This window comes from Xanthomonas sp. NCPPB 901, assembly GCF_056725085.1.
In genome coordinates this window covers 3552283-3570419 of sequence record NZ_CM161511.1, presented here as the reverse complement: position 1 = coordinate 3570419, position 18137 = coordinate 3552283, and the positions used below count along the sequence as shown (strand labels likewise).

Here is an 18137-nt window from a genome sequence, read left to right as displayed (position 1 = left end):
GCATTGGCGTTGGACGCGCCGCCACGACGATAGGCGGCGCGCCTTTCCATTCATGCTCAGCTGCCGGCAGATGGCTGGGCGTGTCGCGCATACTGATGCCTTCTGTGCACGGTGAGAGGGCAATGCATCCTTCGCTTCAGGCTCGCGCCACCCCATTTTGCGCTCGCTTCGGCCTGCGCCTGCCGATCCTGCTCAGCCCGATGGCCGGCGCCTGCCCGGTGCCGCTGTCGGCCGCGGTCGCCGCTGCCGGCGGCATGGGCGCGATGGGGGCGGTGTTGTCCGCGCCGCAGGACATCGTGGCGTGGATGGATGCGTTCCGCGCCGCCGGTGGCGGCCCGGCGCAGGTCAACCTGTGGGTGCCGGACCCGCTGCCCGCGCGCGATGCCACGGCCGAAGCCGAGGTGCGCAGCTTCCTCGGCGGCTGGGGGCCGCCGGTCGACGCCGCCGCCGGCGATGCGGCGCCGGCCGATTTCGACGCCCAGTTCGAGGCCCTGCTTGCGGCGCGTCCGACGGTGGCCTCGTCGATCATGGGCCTGTTCCGGCCGGACCAGGTGCAGCGCCTGCAACAGGCCGGGATCGCCTGGTTCGCCTGCGCCACGACCCTGGAGGAGGCGCTGGCTGCGCAGGCTGCCGGTGCCGATGCGGTGGTCGCCCAGGGCGCCGAGGCCGGCGGCCACCGCGGTGCCTTCGAGGCCGGCAGCGCCGAGCGGCAACTGAGCGGCCTGTTCGCCTTGCTGCCGCGGCTGGCCGACCACCTGCAGGTGCCGGTGATCGCCGCCGGCGGCATCGGCGACGGACGCGGCATCGCCGCCGCGCTGACCCTGGGCGCGAGCGCGGTGCAGATCGGCACCGCCTTGCTGCGCACCCCCGAGGCGGCGCTGGCGCCGGCCTGGGCGGACGGGCTGGCTCAGGCCGAACCCGAGCAGACCACGTTGACCCGTGCCTTCTCCGGCCGCTTGGGCCGGGCGCTGGCCACCGACTACGTGCGCGCCGCCGCCGCGCCGGAGGCGCCGCCGCCGCGGCCGTACCCGGTGCAGCGCGGGCTGACCGCGCCGATGCGCCAGGCCGCGCAGCGCGAGGACCGCTTGGCGGCGATGCAGGCCTGGGCGGGGCAGTCGGCATGGCTGGCACCGGCGCAGCCGGCGGCGGAACTGCTGGCGCGCTGGTGGGCGCAGGCGCAGGCCCTGCTGTGAGCGCGCAGGTCTTCCATGGCGGCCAGCCGGCCACGGCCGACGTGCTGGCCGCGGCGGCGCTGGTCAACTACGGCCACTTCAGCACCATGCAGGTGCGCGACGGCGCCGTGCGCGGTTTCGACCTGCACCTGCAGCGGCTGCAGCAGGCCACCGCGGCCCTGTTCGGCAGTGCCTTGGCGGAGGCGCGCCTGCGCGGCGAACTGCGTGCGGCGTTGGCCGCATCCGGGCGTGCCGATGCGTCGCTGCGCGTCACCGTGTTCTCGCCTGCCTTCACCCTGCGCCGGGCCGCCGACGACTGCGCGGTGGAGCTGCTGGTGTCGCTGGCCGACCCGGCGCAGACCGACCCCGCGCCGCTGCGCCTGCGCAGCAGCGTGTTCGCGCGCGAAGCGCCGCAGCTCAAGCATGTCGGCACCTTCGGCGCGTTCCAGCAGCGCCGCCTGGCGCTGCAGGCCGGCAGCGACGACGCGCTGTTCGTCGACGCCCAGGGGCAGGTGGCCGAGGGGCCGACCTGGAACCTGGGCGTGTGGGACGGGGCCTGCCTGCACTGGCCGCAGGCGCCGGCGCTGCGTGGCACCCAGCAGCGGCTGTTGCAGGCCGGGCTGGCCGCGCTGGGCGTGGCGCAGCAGGTACGGCCGCTGTCGGTCGAGGAGTTGGGGGCGGGCGTGGCCGCCTTCACCTGCAACGCCCGCGGGCAGCAGGCGGTGGCGGCGGTGGACGCGCGCGCGCTGCGCCCGGCCGGGGAACTGCTGGAGTTGCTGGAGCACGCGCTGCGCACCCAGCCCTGGCAGGCGATCTGAGCGCCCCGAGGACAGTGCTGCCGCTTCTCGCGAATCCCCCAATCCCCAATCCCCAATCCCCAATCCCCAATCCCCAATCCCCTTGCCGCGGTAGCGGCAACGACTTGGCAGCAGCGGGAACGGTAGCTATAATCGTCGGTTCACCGCGCCATCCTGGCGACTGGGCAACACCGGAAACTCACCATGGTCAAGATCCGCCTTACCCGTGGCGGCGCCAAGAAGCGCCCCTTCTACCACATCATCGTCACCGACGTGCGCAGCGCGCGCGACGGCCGCAACATCGAACGCGTCGGTTACTACAACCCGGTCGCCCAGGGCGCCGAGCCGCGCGTGGTGCTGGATCTGGCCCGCGTCGACCATTGGCTGTCCAATGGCGCGCAGCTGACCGACAAGGTGCGCAACCTGTACAAGGAAGCCACCAAGGCCCAGGCCGCCGCGGCCTGATCCTTGCGGGCCGCGCCTGGCGCGCGGCCCTTGCGTTTGCCTCGATGAAAGACAGCCAGCGCCGCATCCTGCTCGGTCGGGTCCTCGGCGCGTTCGGCATCCGTGGCGAGGCCAAACTCGAGTCCTGGACCGAGCCGCGCCTCGCCATTTTCCGTTATCAGCCCTGGATCGTGCGCAAGCCCGACGGCAGCGAGAGCAGCCTGGGTGGCGTGCGCGGCCGCGAATCCGGCAAGTACCTGATCGCCACGCTGCCCGAGATCGCCGACCGCGACGCGGTCGAGGCCCTGCGCGGCACCGAGATCTACGTGGCGCGCAGCAGCCTGCCGCCGCCGCGGCCGGACGAATATTACTGGGTGGATCTGGAAGGCCTGGACGTGCGCACCGTCGACGGCGTGGCGCTGGGGCAGGTCTCGCACCTGTTCTCCACCGGCGCCAACGACGTGCTGGTGGTGCGTGGCGACCGCGAGCGGCTGGTGCCGTTCGTGCAGCCGGACTACATCAAGTCGGTGGATTTCGAGGCCAACCTGGTCGTGGTCGACTGGGACCCCGAGTTCTGAGCAAAGCGGCCATGCTGCCGCTTTGCTTTTGCCTTTCCCATTCCCCATTCCCCATTCCCGACTCCCCATTCCCCGCCTCATGCGCATCGACGTCATCAGCCTGTTCCCTGACTTCGTCGCCCAGTGCGCCGCATTCGGCGTGGTCGGGCGTGCGCAGGAGCGCGCGCTGCTGGACCTGCACGGCTGGAACCCGCGCGACTACGCCACTGGCGGCTACCGCAAGGTCGACGACCGCCCGTTCGGCGGCGGCCCGGGCATGGTGATGATGATCGAGCCGCTGCAGGCCTGCCTGCAGGCGGTGCGCGCGGCCGATCCGCAGCCGGCGCCGTTGATCTATCTGAGCCCGCAGGGGCGGCCGCTGACCCAGGCCAAGGCCCGCGAACTGGCTGCGCTGCCGCGGCTGCTGCTGCTGTGCGGGCGCTACGAGGGCGTGGACGAGCGCTTCGTTGCCGCGGCCGTGGACGAGGAGATCTCGATCGGCGACTACGTGCTGTCCGGCGGCGAACTGGCCGCGGCGGTGCTGGTTGACGCGGTGACCCGGCTGCAGGAGGGGGCGCTGAACGATGCCGAATCCGCCGCCCAGGACAGTTTCGAGGGGCCGGACGGCCTGCTCGACTGCCCGCACTACACCCACCCGCGTGAGCACGCGCTGGGCGAGGTGCCGGCGGTGCTGCGGTCCGGCAACCACGCCGCGATCGCCCGCTGGCGGCGCATGCAGGCGCTGGGGCGGACCTGGCTGCGGCGCCCGGAGCTGCTGGACGAGGCGGCGCTGAGCGCGGCCGACCGGCGCCTGCTGCAGGAATTCCGCCAGGAGCGGGAGGCGGCGCCGGCCGCCGAACAGGAAAATCCATCCAAGCCCTAGCCATGGCCGCCGAGCTGGGTTAAAATGCCCGGCTTTCCGGCCAGTGCGTTCCGTGCTTGGCCCATCCGATATCGCGCAATCGCCGTGCGGCGACTGCCGGACCACCTCACCAGACACAAGCGGTGCCCACCATGAGCAAGCTCAACAAGACCATCCTGGCCGACTTCGAAGCCGCCCAGATCCAGCGCAAGCTGCCGGAGTTCAACCAGGGCGACACCGTTGTCGTCAACGTCAAGGTGAAGGAAGGCAACCGCGAGCGCGTGCAGGCCTACGAAGGCGTGGTGATCGGCACCAAGAACGCCGGCCTGAACTCCTCGTTCACCGTGCGCAAGATCTCGCACGGCTACGGCGTCGAGCGCGTATTCCAGACCCACAGCGCCACCATCGACTCGGTCGAAGTGAAGCGCCGCGGCAAGGTCCGCGCCGGCAAGCTGTACTACCTGCGTGGCCTGGAAGGCAAGGCTGCCCGCATCAAGGAAGACCTGGCCGCCGCTGCGCAGGCCAAGGTCGCGCGCCAGGCCGCTGCCGCCGCCGCCAAGGCCGAGTAATTCCCAGCGACCCTCGGTCGCTGCCGCAACGGCCGCCTTCGGGCGGCCGTTTGCGTTTGGGGAATGCGTCAGTGCCATGCTTCAGCCCATGGCCGCGCACGGCACGCCCGCAGGAGCGGCTTCAGCCGCGACCGGATCCTGCCGCACGACCGAACGCGCCCTGTATCTCGCGCTCTGCCGGCGGGCTGGTCGCGGCCGAAGCCGCTCCTGCGCGAGCGGGATTCAGCGGCAAGGCATCGTTGCCCCGGGCGCTCAGCGCGCCGGATCCGGCGCCACCGCCACGTCGGCGACCGGCGCCGGCGGCTGCGCCGGCACTTCGGCCGGATGCGCCAGCGCGTCCGGACGCGACGGCGCCAGCATCCGCGCCTTGCGCCAGTTGCCCCAGCGGTAGTACGCCAGCGACAGCAGCATCGCGCAGGTGGCGCTGGTCGGGAAGCTCCACCACACCGCGTCGGCGCCCAGTTGCGGTTGCAGCAATTGCGCGAACGGCACGCGCACGCCCCACAGCGACAGCGCCAGGATCAGCAGCGGCGGGATCACCGCGCCGGTGGCGCGGACCACGCCGGAGATCACGAAGGTGACGCCGAAGAACAGGAACGACCACACCGCGATGTGGTTGAGGTGGCGCGCGATCTCCAGCGCCGCACTGTGCGGCGGCAGGAACAGCGCCAGGGTCCAGCGGTCGAACAGGATCAGCGGCGCGATCAGCGCGCCGGTCAGCAGGAAGTTGAACAGCACGCCCTTGCGCGCGGTCGCCGCGACCCGGTCCCAGCGCTGCGCGCCGACGTTCTGCGCGGCCATCGACGAACAGGCCGCGCCGATCGCCATCGCCGGCATCTGCAGGTAGGCCCACAACTGCAGCGCCGCGCCGTAGGCCGCGGAGGTGGCGGTGCCGTAGCCGTTGACCAGCGCGATCATCACGATCATCGCCAGCGAGATCAGCACCATCTGCAGGCCCATCGGCACGCCCTTGACGATCAGCGCGCGCAGGATCGGCAGGTCGAGCCGGAACAGCCGCGCGTCGCCGCGGCCCAGCCACAGCACATGGCGCTTGTGCCGCAGGTACAGCAGCAACCCGGCCAGCGACACCGCCTGCGCGATCAAGGTGGCCCAGGCCGCACCTGCGATGCCCAGCTTGGGGAACGGGCCCAGCCCGAACAGCAGCAGCGGGTTGAAGCCGATGTCCAGCGCCACCGACAGCAGCAGGAAGCGGAACGGCGTGCGCGAATCGCCGGTACCGCGCAGCGCCGCCGACAGGAACGCGAAGGTGTACAGCAGCGGCATCGCCAGGAAGATCACCCGCAGGTAGGCCTCGGCCAGCGGCAGCGAGGCCGCCGGCGTGCCCATCGCCGCCAGCAGGTGCCGCGCCAGCCACCAGCCGCTGGCGGCGATCAGCACCGAGATGCCGATGAAGAAGGTGGCGCTGGTGCCCATCACCCGCCGCGCCTGGGCCACGTCGCCGCGGCCCATCGCCTGGCCGATCAGGATGGTGGCGGCCATGCCGATGCCGAACACCGAGCCGATCAGGAAGAACATGATGCTGTTGGCGTTGGCCGCGGCGGTGAGCGCCGCTTCGCCCAGATAGCGGCCGATCCATACCGCATTGACCGAGCCGTTGAGCGACTGCGCGATGTTGCCGGCCAGGATCGGCAGCGAGAACAGCAGCAACTGGCGGCCGATCGGACCTTCGGTCAGCGTGGCGGGCTTTTGCATCGGTTGCCTGTGGAGGGGCGGGGAAGGCGTGCACACTAGCACCGGCGCCCGGCCGCCGGGAGACAACGGACGGCGGATGTGGCGCGATCGCCCACGCCCTGGAATGGAGGCGTCGATGCGAACCGGGCGCCTCGCGCCACCGGGCCGCCGCGTACGCGGCGGGTGGTGCGGCCAATGGTGAAGACTTGCAATGCGGCGACCGTGCCGCCACCTGCACTGGAACGGGCGCGGCGCGGTGCCGCGGTCGTGCGCCGGGTGATACGGTCCGGGGCCGGCAGGGGCGTACAGTGCCGCAGGCCGCGGTACCCGGCGCCAAGCGCGGCACCCGCGCAGGCGATGCGCCGCGACCGGGCGAACAAACATGCAGGTGGATGGCCTGAACGCGATGAACGAACCCGTTGAACAAGCGGTGGCGGTGCGACTGGACGTGTGGCTGTGGGCCGCGCGCTTCTTCAAGACCCGCAGCCTGTCCAAGCAGGCGGTGGAAACCGGCAAGGTGGACGTGGCCGGGCAGCGGCCCAAGTCCTCGCGCGCGGTGCGCGTGGGCGAGCAGTTGCGCGTGCAGCGCGGCGAGGAGGTGTTCGAGATCCAGGTGCTGGGCCTCAGCGACAGCCGTGGCCCGGCCAGCGTGGCGCAGACGCTGTACCAGGAGAGCGAGGCCTCGCGCGAACGCCGCGCGCAACTGCGCGCGCAGCGCAGCGCCGAGCGCAACGGTTACCAGGCTCCCGACACCAAGCCGGACAAGCGCGCGCGCCGCCTGATTCGCGCCCTGGGCGACCTCGACGCGCTGTAGCCGACGGCATCGGCGTGGTCCCGCCTTCTGGTATCCGAGGTCGGGACGAAGTCCCCTCCCACCACGAGCGGCTGCGCTCGGCGTGGTCGCGGCTTTGCGTAGGAGCGGCTTCAGCCGCGACACGCGGATTCGTTCCGCCACACCAGGCACTCGTCTTTGCCGGTACTGCCAGAGGAGCGACGTGTCGAGGTACGCCGCATGCGGTATGCGTTCCGGGCAGACACGCGGTCGCGGCTGAAGTCGTTCCTATGGGGAGTGGCTGCGCGGAGCGTGGTGGGACGTTGCTGCAGGAGCGGCTTCAGCCGCGACGCGCGGCGGCGTCGCGCGACGATGGTGTCGTCTCCGCCACACCTCGGAGCATGGCGATTGCCACCCACGCGCACGACAACGCCCCGGCGAGCGGGGCGTTGTCGTGGCGTGCGCTGCCGGCCTCAGGCGGCCAGGTCGAAGCGGTCCAGTTGCATCACCTTGGTCCAGGCGGCGACGAAGTCGCGCACGAACTTCTCCTGCGCATCGGCGCTGGCGTAGACCTCGGCCACGGCGCGCAGCACCGAGTTGGAGCCGAATACTAGGTCGGCACGGGTGCCGGTCCACTTCACGGTGCCGCTGCTGCGGTCGCGGCCTTCGTAGACGTCCTTCATCTGCGAGGTCGCCTTCCACTCGGTTCCCATGTCCAGCAAATTGGCGAAGAAGTCGTTGCTGAGCACGCCCGGGCGATCGGTGAATACGCCATGCGCGGACTGGCCGCTGTTGGCGCCGAGCACGCGCAGGCCGCCGACCAGGACGGTCATCTCCGGCGCGGTCAGGGTCAGCAACTGCGCCTTGTCGATCAGCAGCGCCTCGGCCGACAGCGCATAGCGGCGCCTGGCGTAGTTGCGGAAGCCATCGGCGATCGGTTCCAGCACCGCGAACGATTCCACGTCGGTCTGCTCTTGCGACGCATCCATGCGGCCAGGCACGAACGGCACTTCGACGGTCTGACCGGCGAGCTTGGCCGCACGTTCCACCGCGGCGACGCCACCGAGCACGATCAGGTCGGCCAGCGAGATCTTCTTGCCGCCGCTCTGGGCGCCGTTGAACTGCGCCTGGATGCGCTCGAGCGTGGCCAGCACCTGCGCCAGTTGCGCCGGCTGGTTGACCTCCCAGTCCTTCTGCGGGGCCAGGCGGATGCGCGCACCGTTGGCGCCGCCGCGCATGTCCGAACCGCGGAAGGTGGAGGCCGCGGCCCAGGCGGTGGACACCAGCTGGGCCACGCTCAGCCCGGAATCGAGCAGGGTCTGCTTCAGCGCGGCGATGTCCTGCGCGTCGACCAGCGGGTGGTCCACGGCCGGGATCGGGTCCTGCCACAGCAGTTCTTCGGCCGGCACGTCCGGACCGAGGTAGCGCGCACGCGGGCCCATGTCGCGGTGGGTCAGCTTGAACCAGGCGCGGGCGAAGGCATCGGCGAACTGCTGCGGGTTCTCCAGGAAGCGGCGCGAGATCTTCTCGTAGGCCGGATCGAAGCGCAGCGCCAGGTCGGTGGTGAGCATGGTCGGCCGGTGCTTCTTCGACGGATCGTGCGCGTCCGGAATGACCGCCTCGGCGTTCTTGGCCACCCACTGGTGCGCGCCGGCCGGGCTCTTGCTCAGCTCCCAGTCGAACTTGAACAGGTGCTCGAAGAACTCGTTGGTCCACTGCGCCGGCCTGGTGGTCCAGGTGACTTCCAGGCCGCTGGTGATGGTGTCGCCGCCCTTGCCGCTGCCGAAGCTGTTGGACCAGCCCAGGCCCTGGCTTTCCAGGTCGGCCGCTTCCGGCTCGGCGCCGACGTGGTCGGCCGGGCCGGCGCCGTGGGTCTTGCCGAAGGTGTGGCCGCCGGCGATCAGCGCCACGGTCTCTTCGTCGTTCATCGCCATGCGGCCGAAGGTGTCGCGGATGTCCTTGGCCGCCAGCAGCGGGTCGGGATTGCCGTCCGGGCCTTCCGGGTTCACGTAGATCAGGCCCATCTGCACCGCGGCCAGCGGGTTCTCCAGGTCGCGGGTGTGCTGCACTTCGCTGTCGTCGTCCTTCACCAGCACACCGTGCGCTTCGTCCACGCCCGGCGAACCGTGCGAATAGCGCTCGTCGCCGCCCAGCCACTTGGTCTCGCGGCCCCAGTACACGTCCTGGTCCGGCTCCCAGGTGTCGGCGCGGCCGCCGGCGAAACCGAAGGTCTTGAAGCCCATCGATTCCAGCGCGACGTTGCCGGTGAGGATCAGCAGGTCGGCCCACGAGATGGCCTGGCCGTACTTCTGCTTGATCGGCCACAGCAGGCGCCGCGCCTTGTCCAGGCTGACGTTGTCGGGCCAGCTGTTGAGCGGAGCGAAGCGCTGCTGGCCGCGGCCGCCGCCGCCGCGGCCGTCGCCGGTGCGGTAGGTGCCGGCGCTATGCCAGGCCATGCGCACGAACAACGGGCCGTAGTGGCCGAAGTCGGCCGGCCACCAGTCCTGCGAATCGGTCATCAGCGCGTGCAGATCGCGCTTGAGCGCTTCCAGATCGAGTTGCTTGAACGCCTTGGCGTAATCGAACTGCGGGTCCAGCGGATTGGAGCGGGCCGAATGCTGGTTGAGCAGGTCCACGCGCAACTGCTTGGGCCACCAGTCGCGGTTGCTGGTACCGCTGCCGCTGGCAGCCTGGTGGAACGGGCATTTCGATTCGCTGGTCATGGGAGGCTGCCTTGATCTGGAGGGACGATATGGGGTGGCTCAGCGCCGCGATCATGCGGCGGCGATACGGTGGAACTGGGCACACGATAGGCGGAAGCGGCTATTTATAGAATTCGAATTCTTCTAATCAATCGATAGGTAATAACTATCGCTTCGTTCGATGGCGCTGCAAGGCCCGGGGCTGCAGGCATGCCGGGCAGGCATGGCGATGCGGTTGGACGCGGGCATGCCATGCCGGCTGGCGGCGGCGCTCGCTATCCTGTGCGGATGACCCAACGCGCCACCCGGTTGCTGCGCCTGCTCGATGCCCTGCGTGGACGCCGCCGGCCCGTGGCCGGGGCGCGACTCGCCGCCGACCTGGGGGTGAGCCTGCGTACGCTGTACCGCGACATCGCCAGCCTGCGCGGGCAGGGCGCCGACATCCTCGGCGACCCGGGCGTGGGGTATGTACTGCGCCCGGGGTTCCTGCTGCCGGAGCTGCATTTCAGCGAGGACGAACTGGAGGCGCTGACCCTGGGCGCGCGCTGGGTGGCGAGCCAGGCCGATCCGGAACTGGCGCAGGCCGCGCAGCGGGCGATCACCCGGATCGGCGCGACGCTGCCGGCGCCGTTGCGGCTGGCGCTGGAGACCAGCGGGTTGCTGGTGCCCGCGGCCGCGCTGGCGCAACCGGCGGCGCCGTGGCTGCCGGTCCTGCGCCGGGGCATTCGCCTGGAGCACGTGTTGCACATGGAGTACGCCGATGCCGGCGGCACCGCCTCGCAGCGGCGCATCTGGCCGTTCGCGATGGCCTTCCTCGATGGCTACGGGATGATCGCGGCCTGGTGCGAACTGCGCGGCGACTTCCGCCATTTCCGCGCCGACCGGGTGCTGGCGCTGCGCGACGACGGCGAACGCTACCCGGACCGTCGGCATCTGCTGATCCGGCGCTGGCGCGCCGCCACCGGCCACCGTGTGGCCTCCTGACAGCGGTTGTCAGCAGGGGCGGCGCAGACTGCGCGGCGTCCACCACGGAGTCCGACCATGTCCCACGATCTTGTGCTCTACACCCACCCCATGTCGCGCGGCCGCATCGCACGCTGGATGCTCGAAGAAACCGGCCTGCCGTACCGCGCGCAGATCCTCGACTACGGCACCGGCATGAAGGCGCCGGCGTACCTGGCGATCAACCCGATGGGCAAGGTGCCGGCGCTGGTCCACGGCACCACGATCGTCACCGAGAACGCCGCGATCTGCGCCTACCTGGCCGATCTGGTGCCGGAGCGGCAACTGGCGCCGCCGCCGGGATCGCCGGCGCGGGCCGATTACTACCGTTGGCTGTTCCTGCTGGCGGGGCCGGCCGAAGCCTTCCTGACCGCCAAACAGTACGGCACGCTGGCGCCGGCGCACAGCGCCGGCTACGGCCATGGCGAGGACCTGCTGGACATGCTGGAGCAGGGCGTGGCCGGTCGCGAGCACCTGGCCGGCGACCGCTTCAGTGCAGCCGACCTCTATGCCGCCGCGTTCCTCGGCTTCTACACGCGCATCGGCGTGCTGGAGGCGCGGTCGGCGTTCGTCGCGTTCGTGCAGCGGCACCTGGCGCGCCCGGCGGCGCAGCGTGCCGCGGCCATCGACGATGCGTTGCTGCCCGCCCATCCGAATCCGTTCATGCCGCGCCCGAACGCCGTGCCGGCGAACGCCTAGCGGGATGTGGACCACCGGCGGCTGGGTGTGCCGTGTGGATGGACCCTCACCCCAGCCCTTCTCCCGAGGGGAAAGGGGCTAGCAGCGGTTCCTTCTCCCATCGGGAGAAGGTGCCCCGAAGGGGCGGATGAGGGTACGGGCGCAGCCTCGTGCGCCCTGACATTGCGAGACGCTGCGCGCCGGACCCTCACCCCAACCCCTCTCCCGGTGGGAGAGGGGCTAGCGCTTTCCCTTCTCCCCTCGGGAGAAGGTGCCCCGCAGGGGCGGATGAGGGTACGGGCGCAGCCTCGTGCGCCCTGACATTGCGAGATGCTGCGCGCCGGACCCTCACCCCAACCCCTCTCCCGGTGGGAGAGGGGCTAAGCCGCACATTGCGTTACAGCAGCGACTTGAGCCGGTACAGCGCTTCCAGCGCCTGCTTGGGCGTCAGTTCGTCCGGATCCAACGCGGCCAGCGCTTCCTGCGCGGCGGAAGGCGCGGCCGCGAACAGGCCGAACTGCTGCGGCGCGTCCAGCGCCTGCGGCGCCATCTGCGAGGCGTGGCTTTCGCCGCCGCGCTGTTCCAGTTCCGCCAGGCGCCGCCGCGCCTGCGCCACGGTGGCCTTGGGCAGGCCGGCCAGCGCCGCCACCTGCAGGCCGAAGCTGCGGTTGGCCGGGCCGTCCTTGACCGCGTGCATGAACACCAGGCGATCGCCGTGCTCGACCGCGTCCAGGTGCACGTTGGCGATGCCGCTGGGGCCGCCTTCGACCGATTCGTCGGCCAGCGCGGTCAGCTCGAAATAGTGCGTGGCGAACAGCGTGTAGCAGCGGTTGTGGTGGGCCAGGTGGCGCGCCACCGCGTCGGCCAGGGCCAGGCCGTCGTAGGTGGAGGTGCCGCGGCCGATCTCGTCCATCAGCACCAGCGACTGCGCGGTGGCGTGGTGCAAGATGTAGCTGGTCTCGGCCATCTCGACCATGAAGGTCGACTGGCCGCGGGCCAGGTCGTCGCCGGCGCCGATGCGGGTGAGGATGCGGTCGATCGCGCCGATCACCGCGCGCCGCGCCGGCACGTAGCTGCCGATGTGCGCGAGCAGCACGATCAGCGCGTTCTGGCGCATGTAGGTCGACTTACCGCCCATGTTCGGGCCGGTGATCACCAGCATGCGTCGGTCGGGGTGCAGGTCCAGGTCGTTGGGCTCGAACGGTTGCTCGCGCACCGCTTCCACCACCGGGTGACGGCCGCGCTCGATGCGCAGGCACGCACCGGTCTCCAGTTCCGGCTGGGTCCAGTCCAGCGCCTGCGCGCGTTCGGCGAAGCCGGCCAGCACGTCCAGTTCGCTGAGCGCGGCGGCGGCGCGCTTGAGCGGTTCCAGGCATTCGCCCAGCGTGTCCAGCAGGCCTTCGTAGAGCAGCTTCTCGCGCGACAGCGCACGCTCGCGCGCCGACAGCACCTTGTCCTCGAAGTTCTTCAGTTCCTCGGTGATGTAGCGCTCGGCGTTGGTCAGGGTCTGGCGCCGGCTGTAGTGCACCGGCGCCTTGTCGGCCTGGCCCTTGCTGATCTCGATGTAGTAACCGTGCACACGGTTGTAGCCGACCTTCAGCGTGGCGATGCCGCTGCTGGCGCGCTCGCGCGCTTCCAGGTCGATCAGGAACTGGTCGGCGTTGGTGCTGAGCCGGCGCAGTTCGTCCAGCTCGGCGTCGTAGTCGGCGGCGATGACGCCGCCGTCGCTGAGCTTGAGCGGCGGCTGTTCGGCGATCGCCGCCGCCAACAGGTGCGCGATCTCGTCATGCTGGCCCAGCTCCGCGGCCAGCGCCGCCAGCCGCGGCGAATCCAGCGGCGCCAGGATCGCGCGCACCTTCGGCAACAGGCCCAGGCCGTCGCGCAGGGTCGAGAAATCGCGCGGGCGCGCCGAACGCAGCGCCACGCGGGTGAGGATGCGTTCGACGTCGCCGAGCGCGCGGAACGCCTCGCGCAGATCGGCATCGGCGCCGCGGTCGATCAGGGTGCCGACCGCGTGGTGGCGCTGCACCAGCACCTCGCGCAGGCGCAGCGGACGGTGCAGCCAGCGCCGCAGCAGGCGCCCGCCCATCGGCGTGACCGTGCTATCGAGCACGCCGAGCAGGGTATTGCGGGTGTCGCCGTCGACGCGTGTGTCCAGTTCCAGGTGGCGGCGGGTGGCCGCGTTCATCGCGATCGCCTCGCCGGCGGTCTCCATCGCGATCGCGGTCAGGTGCGGCAAGCGCTGCTTCTGGGTTTCCTCCACGTAGCCGAGCAGGGCGCCGGCGGCGGCGGTGGCGCGCGGCTTGTCGTCGATGCCGAAGCCGCTGAGATCGTGCACGCGGAAGAACGCCAGCAACTGGCGGCGGCCGCTGTCGGCGTCGAATAGCCACGGCGGCCGACGGCGCACGCCACGGCGCTCGCGCAGGAACTCCGGCCACTGGTCCTCGTCGGGCACCAGCAGCTCGGCCGGCTCCAGCCGCGCCAGTTCGGCTTCCAGCGCGTCCTCGTTGTCCACCTCGTTGACCAGGAAGCGGCCGCCGGCCAGGTCGGCCCAGGCCAGGCCGTAGCCCTGCTTGGTGCGCGCGATGGCCATCAGCAGGGTGTCGCGGCGCTCGTCCAGCAAGGCCTCGTCGGTGACCGTGCCGGGGGTGACGATGCGCACCACCTTGCGCTCGACCAGGCCCTTGGCCAGCGCCGGATCGCCGATCTGCTCGCAGATCGCCACCGACTCGCCCAGCGCCACCAGCCGTGCCAGATAGCCCTCGTAGGCGTGCACCGGCACCCCGGCCATCGGGATCGGCGCGCCGCCGGAACTGCCGCGCTGGGTCAGGGTGATGTCCAGCAGCCGCGCGGCCTTGCGCGCGTCGTCGTAGAACAGTTCGTAGAAATCGCCCATGCGGAAGAACAGCAACAGGTCCGGGTACTCGGACTTGGCGGCGAAGAACTGCTTCATGAGGGGCGTGTGCTCGGCACTTGCCTTGCTCAGCGAGGTTTTTGCAGTGGAATCAGTGGTTTGCAAGAAGCTTTCCTACGGTTTGTAACGGTCAATCCGGGTCACTGACGGCAAGTAACGGTGTTCTTTGTTGCGCCGCTGTTGCGGCGGTCACTCAAACGGGATCAAATCGATGTTGCGACGGACACAGAGAGGATCGACCATGGATACGGTTGTTGCGACGGAGGCTGATGCCCCACGTCGCCGAGGCAATAAGTTTAAGCTGTCCTACCGGCAGATCTGCGAGTTGAGCGTGGCCAAGGGTCCGCTCGAGGGCAAGCAGGGCAGGGCCGTCATCGGTCCACGCCCGGCCGCAGATGTTGGAAAGCCCTATCGCGTATTGGATGGCAACCAAGGAGCCCCGACGGGGTTCGGCTTCTATGTCGGGACCACCCGCACGACCTACGAGGTCGTGGTTCGAGGGCCCTCAGGAGTCCGGCGGTTCTCGCTGGGGAACGTCGCGGACATGGGGCCCGAACAGGCCTATGAACTGGCCCGCCAGAAGCTGGCCGTGGTCCGAGAGACGGGCGAGCACCCGTCTCGGCAGGAAGCTCGAAGCGAGCACTTGGTTGAACTGAAGGGATTGACGCTCGCGGACTGCTTCGCCGTTTACGTTGAAGATCTTGAGAAGCGGGTCCGCAACAAGAAGGCCAAGCCCGCCAGCGTTCGCGCGGTTCAGGACAGCTTGGCTAGGTTTGCGCGCGCTGAGGTTGGGCTGGCAGACAAGGCCATCCTTCGGTTGACGGATAGGGATATCCATCAGGCGTTCGAGAACCTGAGGAAATCCTCGATGGTGCGGTCCAATCGGATCCCGACGGCGATGCGGACGGCCTTGGCTGAGCATCCCGACTGGGCGGAGCTCTCCACGCATCAACTCGAAGTCTTGGGCATCAGCGGTCGATACCTTCAGCGGGTCAAGGCGGCCGGGCGGGCTTCCACCGAACATTCGTTCACCGATGCCAAGCGGGCAGTTGACCTAGTGCTCAAGCGCGAACGGAAAGCGGCTGCCCGGGAACAGCGCGAGCCGGTGCTGCGCTACAACCCGTTCCAGGTCATCCATGACGACGACCTGCTGCGCGACGCCCAAGAGCTTCGCCGGCACTACGAGCGAGCCGAAGTCCGAAACCCGTTGAGCGACGAAACGCTGCCACGGGTGCTGAAGGTGATTTTGGCTCGGCGGGACGAGCAGGGCGGATTGAACGCCACCGGCGCGGACTACCTGCTGTTGACCCTGCTGTGGGGCACGCGCCGCAGCGAGGCCGCGCAGCTTCGGTGGTTCGATCGGTGTTCGCCTGGCGAACTGCGGCAGTCGGAGGTGTCCTGGGTTTGGCTGGCCGGGCCGGACGAGGTGAACCCCTACACCCGCCGTGCAGGCTCGCAGGTCTACCTGTTCGACACCAAAAGCGGGGAGGAGCGCTACTTGCCGGTGACTTACTTCGCTCAAAAGGTGTTGCAGCGCCGGTTCGAAGAGCGCCTTGATGAAGTGGAGGCGCGGAAGACATTGGTAGACGCCGAGGCGCTGCTGAAGGCGGCCAAGACCAAGGGAGCCCGTGTTGACTTGGTGGGCAGGCTGGAGAAAGACGTAGAGCAGGCGCGTCGCACGTTGGTTCGGTCGGTCTTCGTCTTCCCGGCTAGGTCCCATCGCAGCAAGACGGGACACTATTCCGACAGCAAGAGCATCGTGGCCAACGTCCGCCGGGATGCTGGACTCGTGGATGTGCGGGCCGAAGTGGACATCGGGCTGACGACGCACGATTTCCGACGAACTTTGGGCCGCTACGCAGCGCTGCTGTTTGGCGAAAGCCGAATCGTCTCGCAGTTGCTTCACCACCATACGCCCGGTGTTGGGACGGATCGCATGGCCGCGGTCTCCGAACGCTACACAGAGCAGGAGTGGTCCAAGCTCCGGGAGGCCATGGGGCGGGTGGAGGAAAGCATGATCGCCATGAGCCCAAGGGTATGGAACCGCCTCAAGGGGACAGATCGGCCGCGCTTGGACGAGGTGAGCGACGAACCCGTTACTATCTTCGCTCCCAGGAACCGAAGGATCGCACTGGATGATTGAGGTCGTTCGCAGCGAGGAGGAATACCGCGCGCTGGCCGAGGCTGCATTGGACAGGGAGTTGGAACGGGCCAAGGCCGGCCTGACCCCATCCGTGAGTAGCAAGGCGGCGGCTCGATTTCTCGGTGTCCACGTGGACACGCTCGGACAATGGCGGCGGCGGACTCCGCCATTGGGTCCTGCGTTCCAGAAGGGGGCGGGGGACGACGAGGGCGGAGCCAACCAGCACGTCCGCTATCTCATGTCCGATTTGGAAGAATGGCAGTCGGCTCGGACGGGGAGGACCGTCAAGGAGCGGCGGCTGGTGGATGAGCTGGAGCGTGTGCGGCAGCGTGCGCGCGAGTTGGAGATGGAGCTTGAGCTTCAGTCCCTACGGAATCAGGTCGCTCGAATGACCAAGAAAGCCGGCCGAGTGCTCGCGCTCGAGACGGTGCGCGAATGCATACAAGTGCAGCATGAGTGGGGATACTTGGATGGCCGCATTCTAGGACACGTATTGGCCCTGCCTCGATACATGCTAGACGAGTGCTTGCTCGAAGGACAAGTGTGGGTCGGCCCTGTCACGGAAGCACTCACCCTGCCATGGGCTAACGCTGACGCTCGAGAGCGCTTTGACCAAACGCTAGAGTCTGCGGCAGCAGCGCTTTTAAATGAGACTGCTATGCAAAGATCGGGGCAGCGTCAGCGCGATTTAGATAAGGGGCTTCCTCCACCGACCGATTATAGAGACTTGGATGAGGATTTGGGTCGATTTTGATAACGTCAAGTATGGTGCTTTCATGGAGGGTGTGTGGGTGTGCTAATTCTAGGTATTAGTTTTATTGAATTTAGTCCGGATATTTATTGGGGTGATTATGACTTGTGAGCATGTGGTTCGGTCGAGCTTGCCGTTTCCGGTGAGTCCTTGGATGATTGAGTTGACTAAATCATTGTGTGGCAAGGGGTTTTCGCCAGTTCAAATAGCGACGTTGCTATTGGAAATGTTTGCACGTAAGGATGGGGGGACTCAGGGTGATGAAAAATCTGGCTATGAACTGCATCGTGCACTCATGAAGCTTGATCAGGACGAGAATGCGCTTTTGGCAGTGCTTGATGGGATCGCTGAGAAGTTGAGGGACGATGGTGTTGGCTTTACGTGGATTCAGTTAGTGCAGTGGCTTCGGGACAAGAATATTTACCTTTCGGATGAAGGTCTTGCTTACTTCTATAATCGTTTCCGCAATGGATGGATTAGGAGTAAGGATGTTCTTATTTCGGAGGTGAATGCATATCTTGCAAATCCTGCTGTTAGCCTTTCTTCAATCCCGTCCGTGAAATAGCTTGAAGTGTGCGGAGTGAAATGTGGTCGAATGAAAAGCCCGGATTTGAGAACGTCCAGATCACGAAGGCAGATGCGACGGCCCGATTCAAAGGGGTCAACTTGAGCATGTCGTAGGGTGCGACTCTCGGCGAATCGTGAGCCTGGGTCAGGCTCAGTGCTAACTTTGCTAGCAAAGCAGCGTTCTGTTCACTATGGATCAAGTGTTTGAAGTAATCCGGCCCGTTCATGCTCAGATTGCCTCTGATTGGCTAACTCGAGCAGCTAGGTTAAGCATCGCTGCGCACGAACTTGTGTCTTCTTTCACGAGACTTTCCGGGTTCTGTATGCAATAGGTGATCAGGGCCATTGCGTGGATTCTCGCTTGGTAGCCCATGTCTCGAATCTCACGCATGTCCACAGTGAAGCGATCGGGGTCGAACAGTAGGTGCAATCCTAGGCGAGCCAAAACCTCCCGGTCAGGTTGCGCCCATGTGCCATTCTCGACTTGGTACATGTAATCGAATGGAAATATCAAG

The 18137-nt window shown here is 68.2% G+C and carries 15 protein-coding genes; 12 read left to right on the top strand and 3 right to left on the bottom strand.

Annotated features, from left to right (window positions below; all coding sequences use genetic code 11):
• Nucleotides 1–122: 122 nt before the first annotated feature.
• The 6 genes from AC1PME_RS14945 (at nt 123) to rplS (ending at nt 4401) form a co-directional block, all read left to right on the top strand.
• Complete coding sequence (locus AC1PME_RS14945) at nt 123–1193, top strand: NAD(P)H-dependent flavin oxidoreductase (RefSeq protein WP_481096297.1); 1071 nt, start codon at nt 123–125, stop codon at nt 1191–1193.
• Nucleotides 1190–1990, top strand: coding sequence for an aminotransferase class IV (locus tag AC1PME_RS14940; RefSeq protein WP_481096296.1), 801 nt, complete (start codon nt 1190–1192; stop codon nt 1988–1990). The genes AC1PME_RS14945 and AC1PME_RS14940 overlap by 4 nt, the downstream gene beginning before the upstream one ends.
• 183 nt (nt 1991–2173) lie before the next feature.
• Nucleotides 2174–2434, top strand: a complete 261-nt coding sequence (gene rpsP / locus AC1PME_RS14935; RefSeq protein WP_254458718.1) for a 30S ribosomal protein S16 — start codon at nt 2174–2176, stop codon at nt 2432–2434.
• A 44-nt stretch (nt 2435–2478) separates the two neighbouring features.
• Nucleotides 2479–2991 carry a ribosome maturation factor RimM gene (gene rimM / locus AC1PME_RS14930; RefSeq protein WP_481096295.1) on the top strand — a complete coding sequence of 171 codons (513 nt, stop codon included), beginning with the start codon at nt 2479–2481 and terminating at the stop codon, nt 2989–2991.
• 79 nt (nt 2992–3070) lie between these two features.
• The gene (gene trmD / locus AC1PME_RS14925; RefSeq protein WP_481096294.1) at nt 3071–3853 is read left to right on the top strand and encodes a tRNA (guanosine(37)-N1)-methyltransferase TrmD; all 783 of its coding nucleotides are present in this window, start codon (nt 3071–3073) and stop codon (nt 3851–3853) included.
• 131 nt (nt 3854–3984) lie between these two features.
• Nucleotides 3985–4401 (top strand): 50S ribosomal protein L19, encoded by a 417-nt coding sequence (rplS, locus tag AC1PME_RS14920; protein WP_010342237.1) that lies wholly within the window; start codon nt 3985–3987, stop codon nt 4399–4401.
• A 252-nt stretch (nt 4402–4653) separates the two neighbouring features.
• Here the strand turns inward: rplS and AC1PME_RS14915 are convergent, their stop codons facing one another.
• A complete protein-coding gene (locus AC1PME_RS14915) occupies nt 4654–6114 on the bottom strand; it encodes an MATE family efflux transporter (protein ID WP_307551650.1) in 1461 nt (486 codons plus the stop codon).
• A 385-nt stretch (nt 6115–6499) separates the two neighbouring features.
• Between AC1PME_RS14915 and AC1PME_RS14910 the strand changes: the two genes are divergently transcribed.
• Nucleotides 6500–6907, top strand: coding sequence for an RNA-binding S4 domain-containing protein (locus AC1PME_RS14910; protein ID WP_481096293.1), 408 nt, complete (start codon nt 6500–6502; stop codon nt 6905–6907).
• Nucleotides 6908–7338: 431 nt separating this feature from the next.
• On the opposite strand, the gene katG is transcribed toward AC1PME_RS14910, so the two are convergent.
• Entirely contained in the window at nt 7339–9588 is a 2250-nt protein-coding gene (katG, locus tag AC1PME_RS14905; protein ID WP_481096292.1) for a catalase/peroxidase HPI, read from the bottom strand.
• 267 nt (nt 9589–9855) lie between these two features.
• Here katG and AC1PME_RS14900 point away from each other — a divergent pair, with 267 nt between their 5' ends.
• A complete protein-coding gene (locus tag AC1PME_RS14900) occupies nt 9856–10551 on the top strand; it encodes a helix-turn-helix transcriptional regulator (RefSeq protein ID WP_254458712.1) in 696 nt (231 codons plus the stop codon).
• 57 nt (nt 10552–10608) lie between these two features.
• Complete coding sequence (locus AC1PME_RS14895; protein WP_481096291.1) at nt 10609–11268, top strand: glutathione S-transferase family protein; 660 nt, start codon at nt 10609–10611, stop codon at nt 11266–11268.
• A gap of 376 nt (nt 11269–11644) precedes the next feature.
• Here the strand turns inward: AC1PME_RS14895 and mutS are convergent, their stop codons facing one another.
• Nucleotides 11645–14200, bottom strand: coding sequence for a DNA mismatch repair protein MutS (mutS, locus tag AC1PME_RS14890; protein ID WP_481096290.1), 2556 nt, complete (start codon nt 14198–14200; stop codon nt 11645–11647).
• Between the two features lie 202 nt (nt 14201–14402).
• Here mutS and AC1PME_RS14885 point away from each other — a divergent pair, with 202 nt between their 5' ends.
• The 3 genes from AC1PME_RS14885 (at nt 14403) to AC1PME_RS14875 (ending at nt 17620) form a co-directional block, all read left to right on the top strand.
• On the top strand, nt 14403–16304 hold the full coding sequence (locus tag AC1PME_RS14885) for a site-specific integrase (RefSeq protein ID WP_481096289.1): 1902 nt from the start codon (nt 14403–14405) through the stop codon (nt 16302–16304).
• Complete coding sequence (locus AC1PME_RS14880) at nt 16297–17058, top strand: nucleotide-binding protein (protein ID WP_481096288.1); 762 nt, start codon at nt 16297–16299, stop codon at nt 17056–17058. Before AC1PME_RS14885 ends, AC1PME_RS14880 begins: the two co-directional genes overlap by 8 nt.
• A 151-nt stretch (nt 17059–17209) precedes the next feature.
• The gene (locus AC1PME_RS14875; protein WP_481096287.1) at nt 17210–17620 is read left to right on the top strand and encodes a hypothetical protein; all 411 of its coding nucleotides are present in this window, start codon (nt 17210–17212) and stop codon (nt 17618–17620) included.
• Nucleotides 17621–18137: the final 517 nt, after the last annotated feature.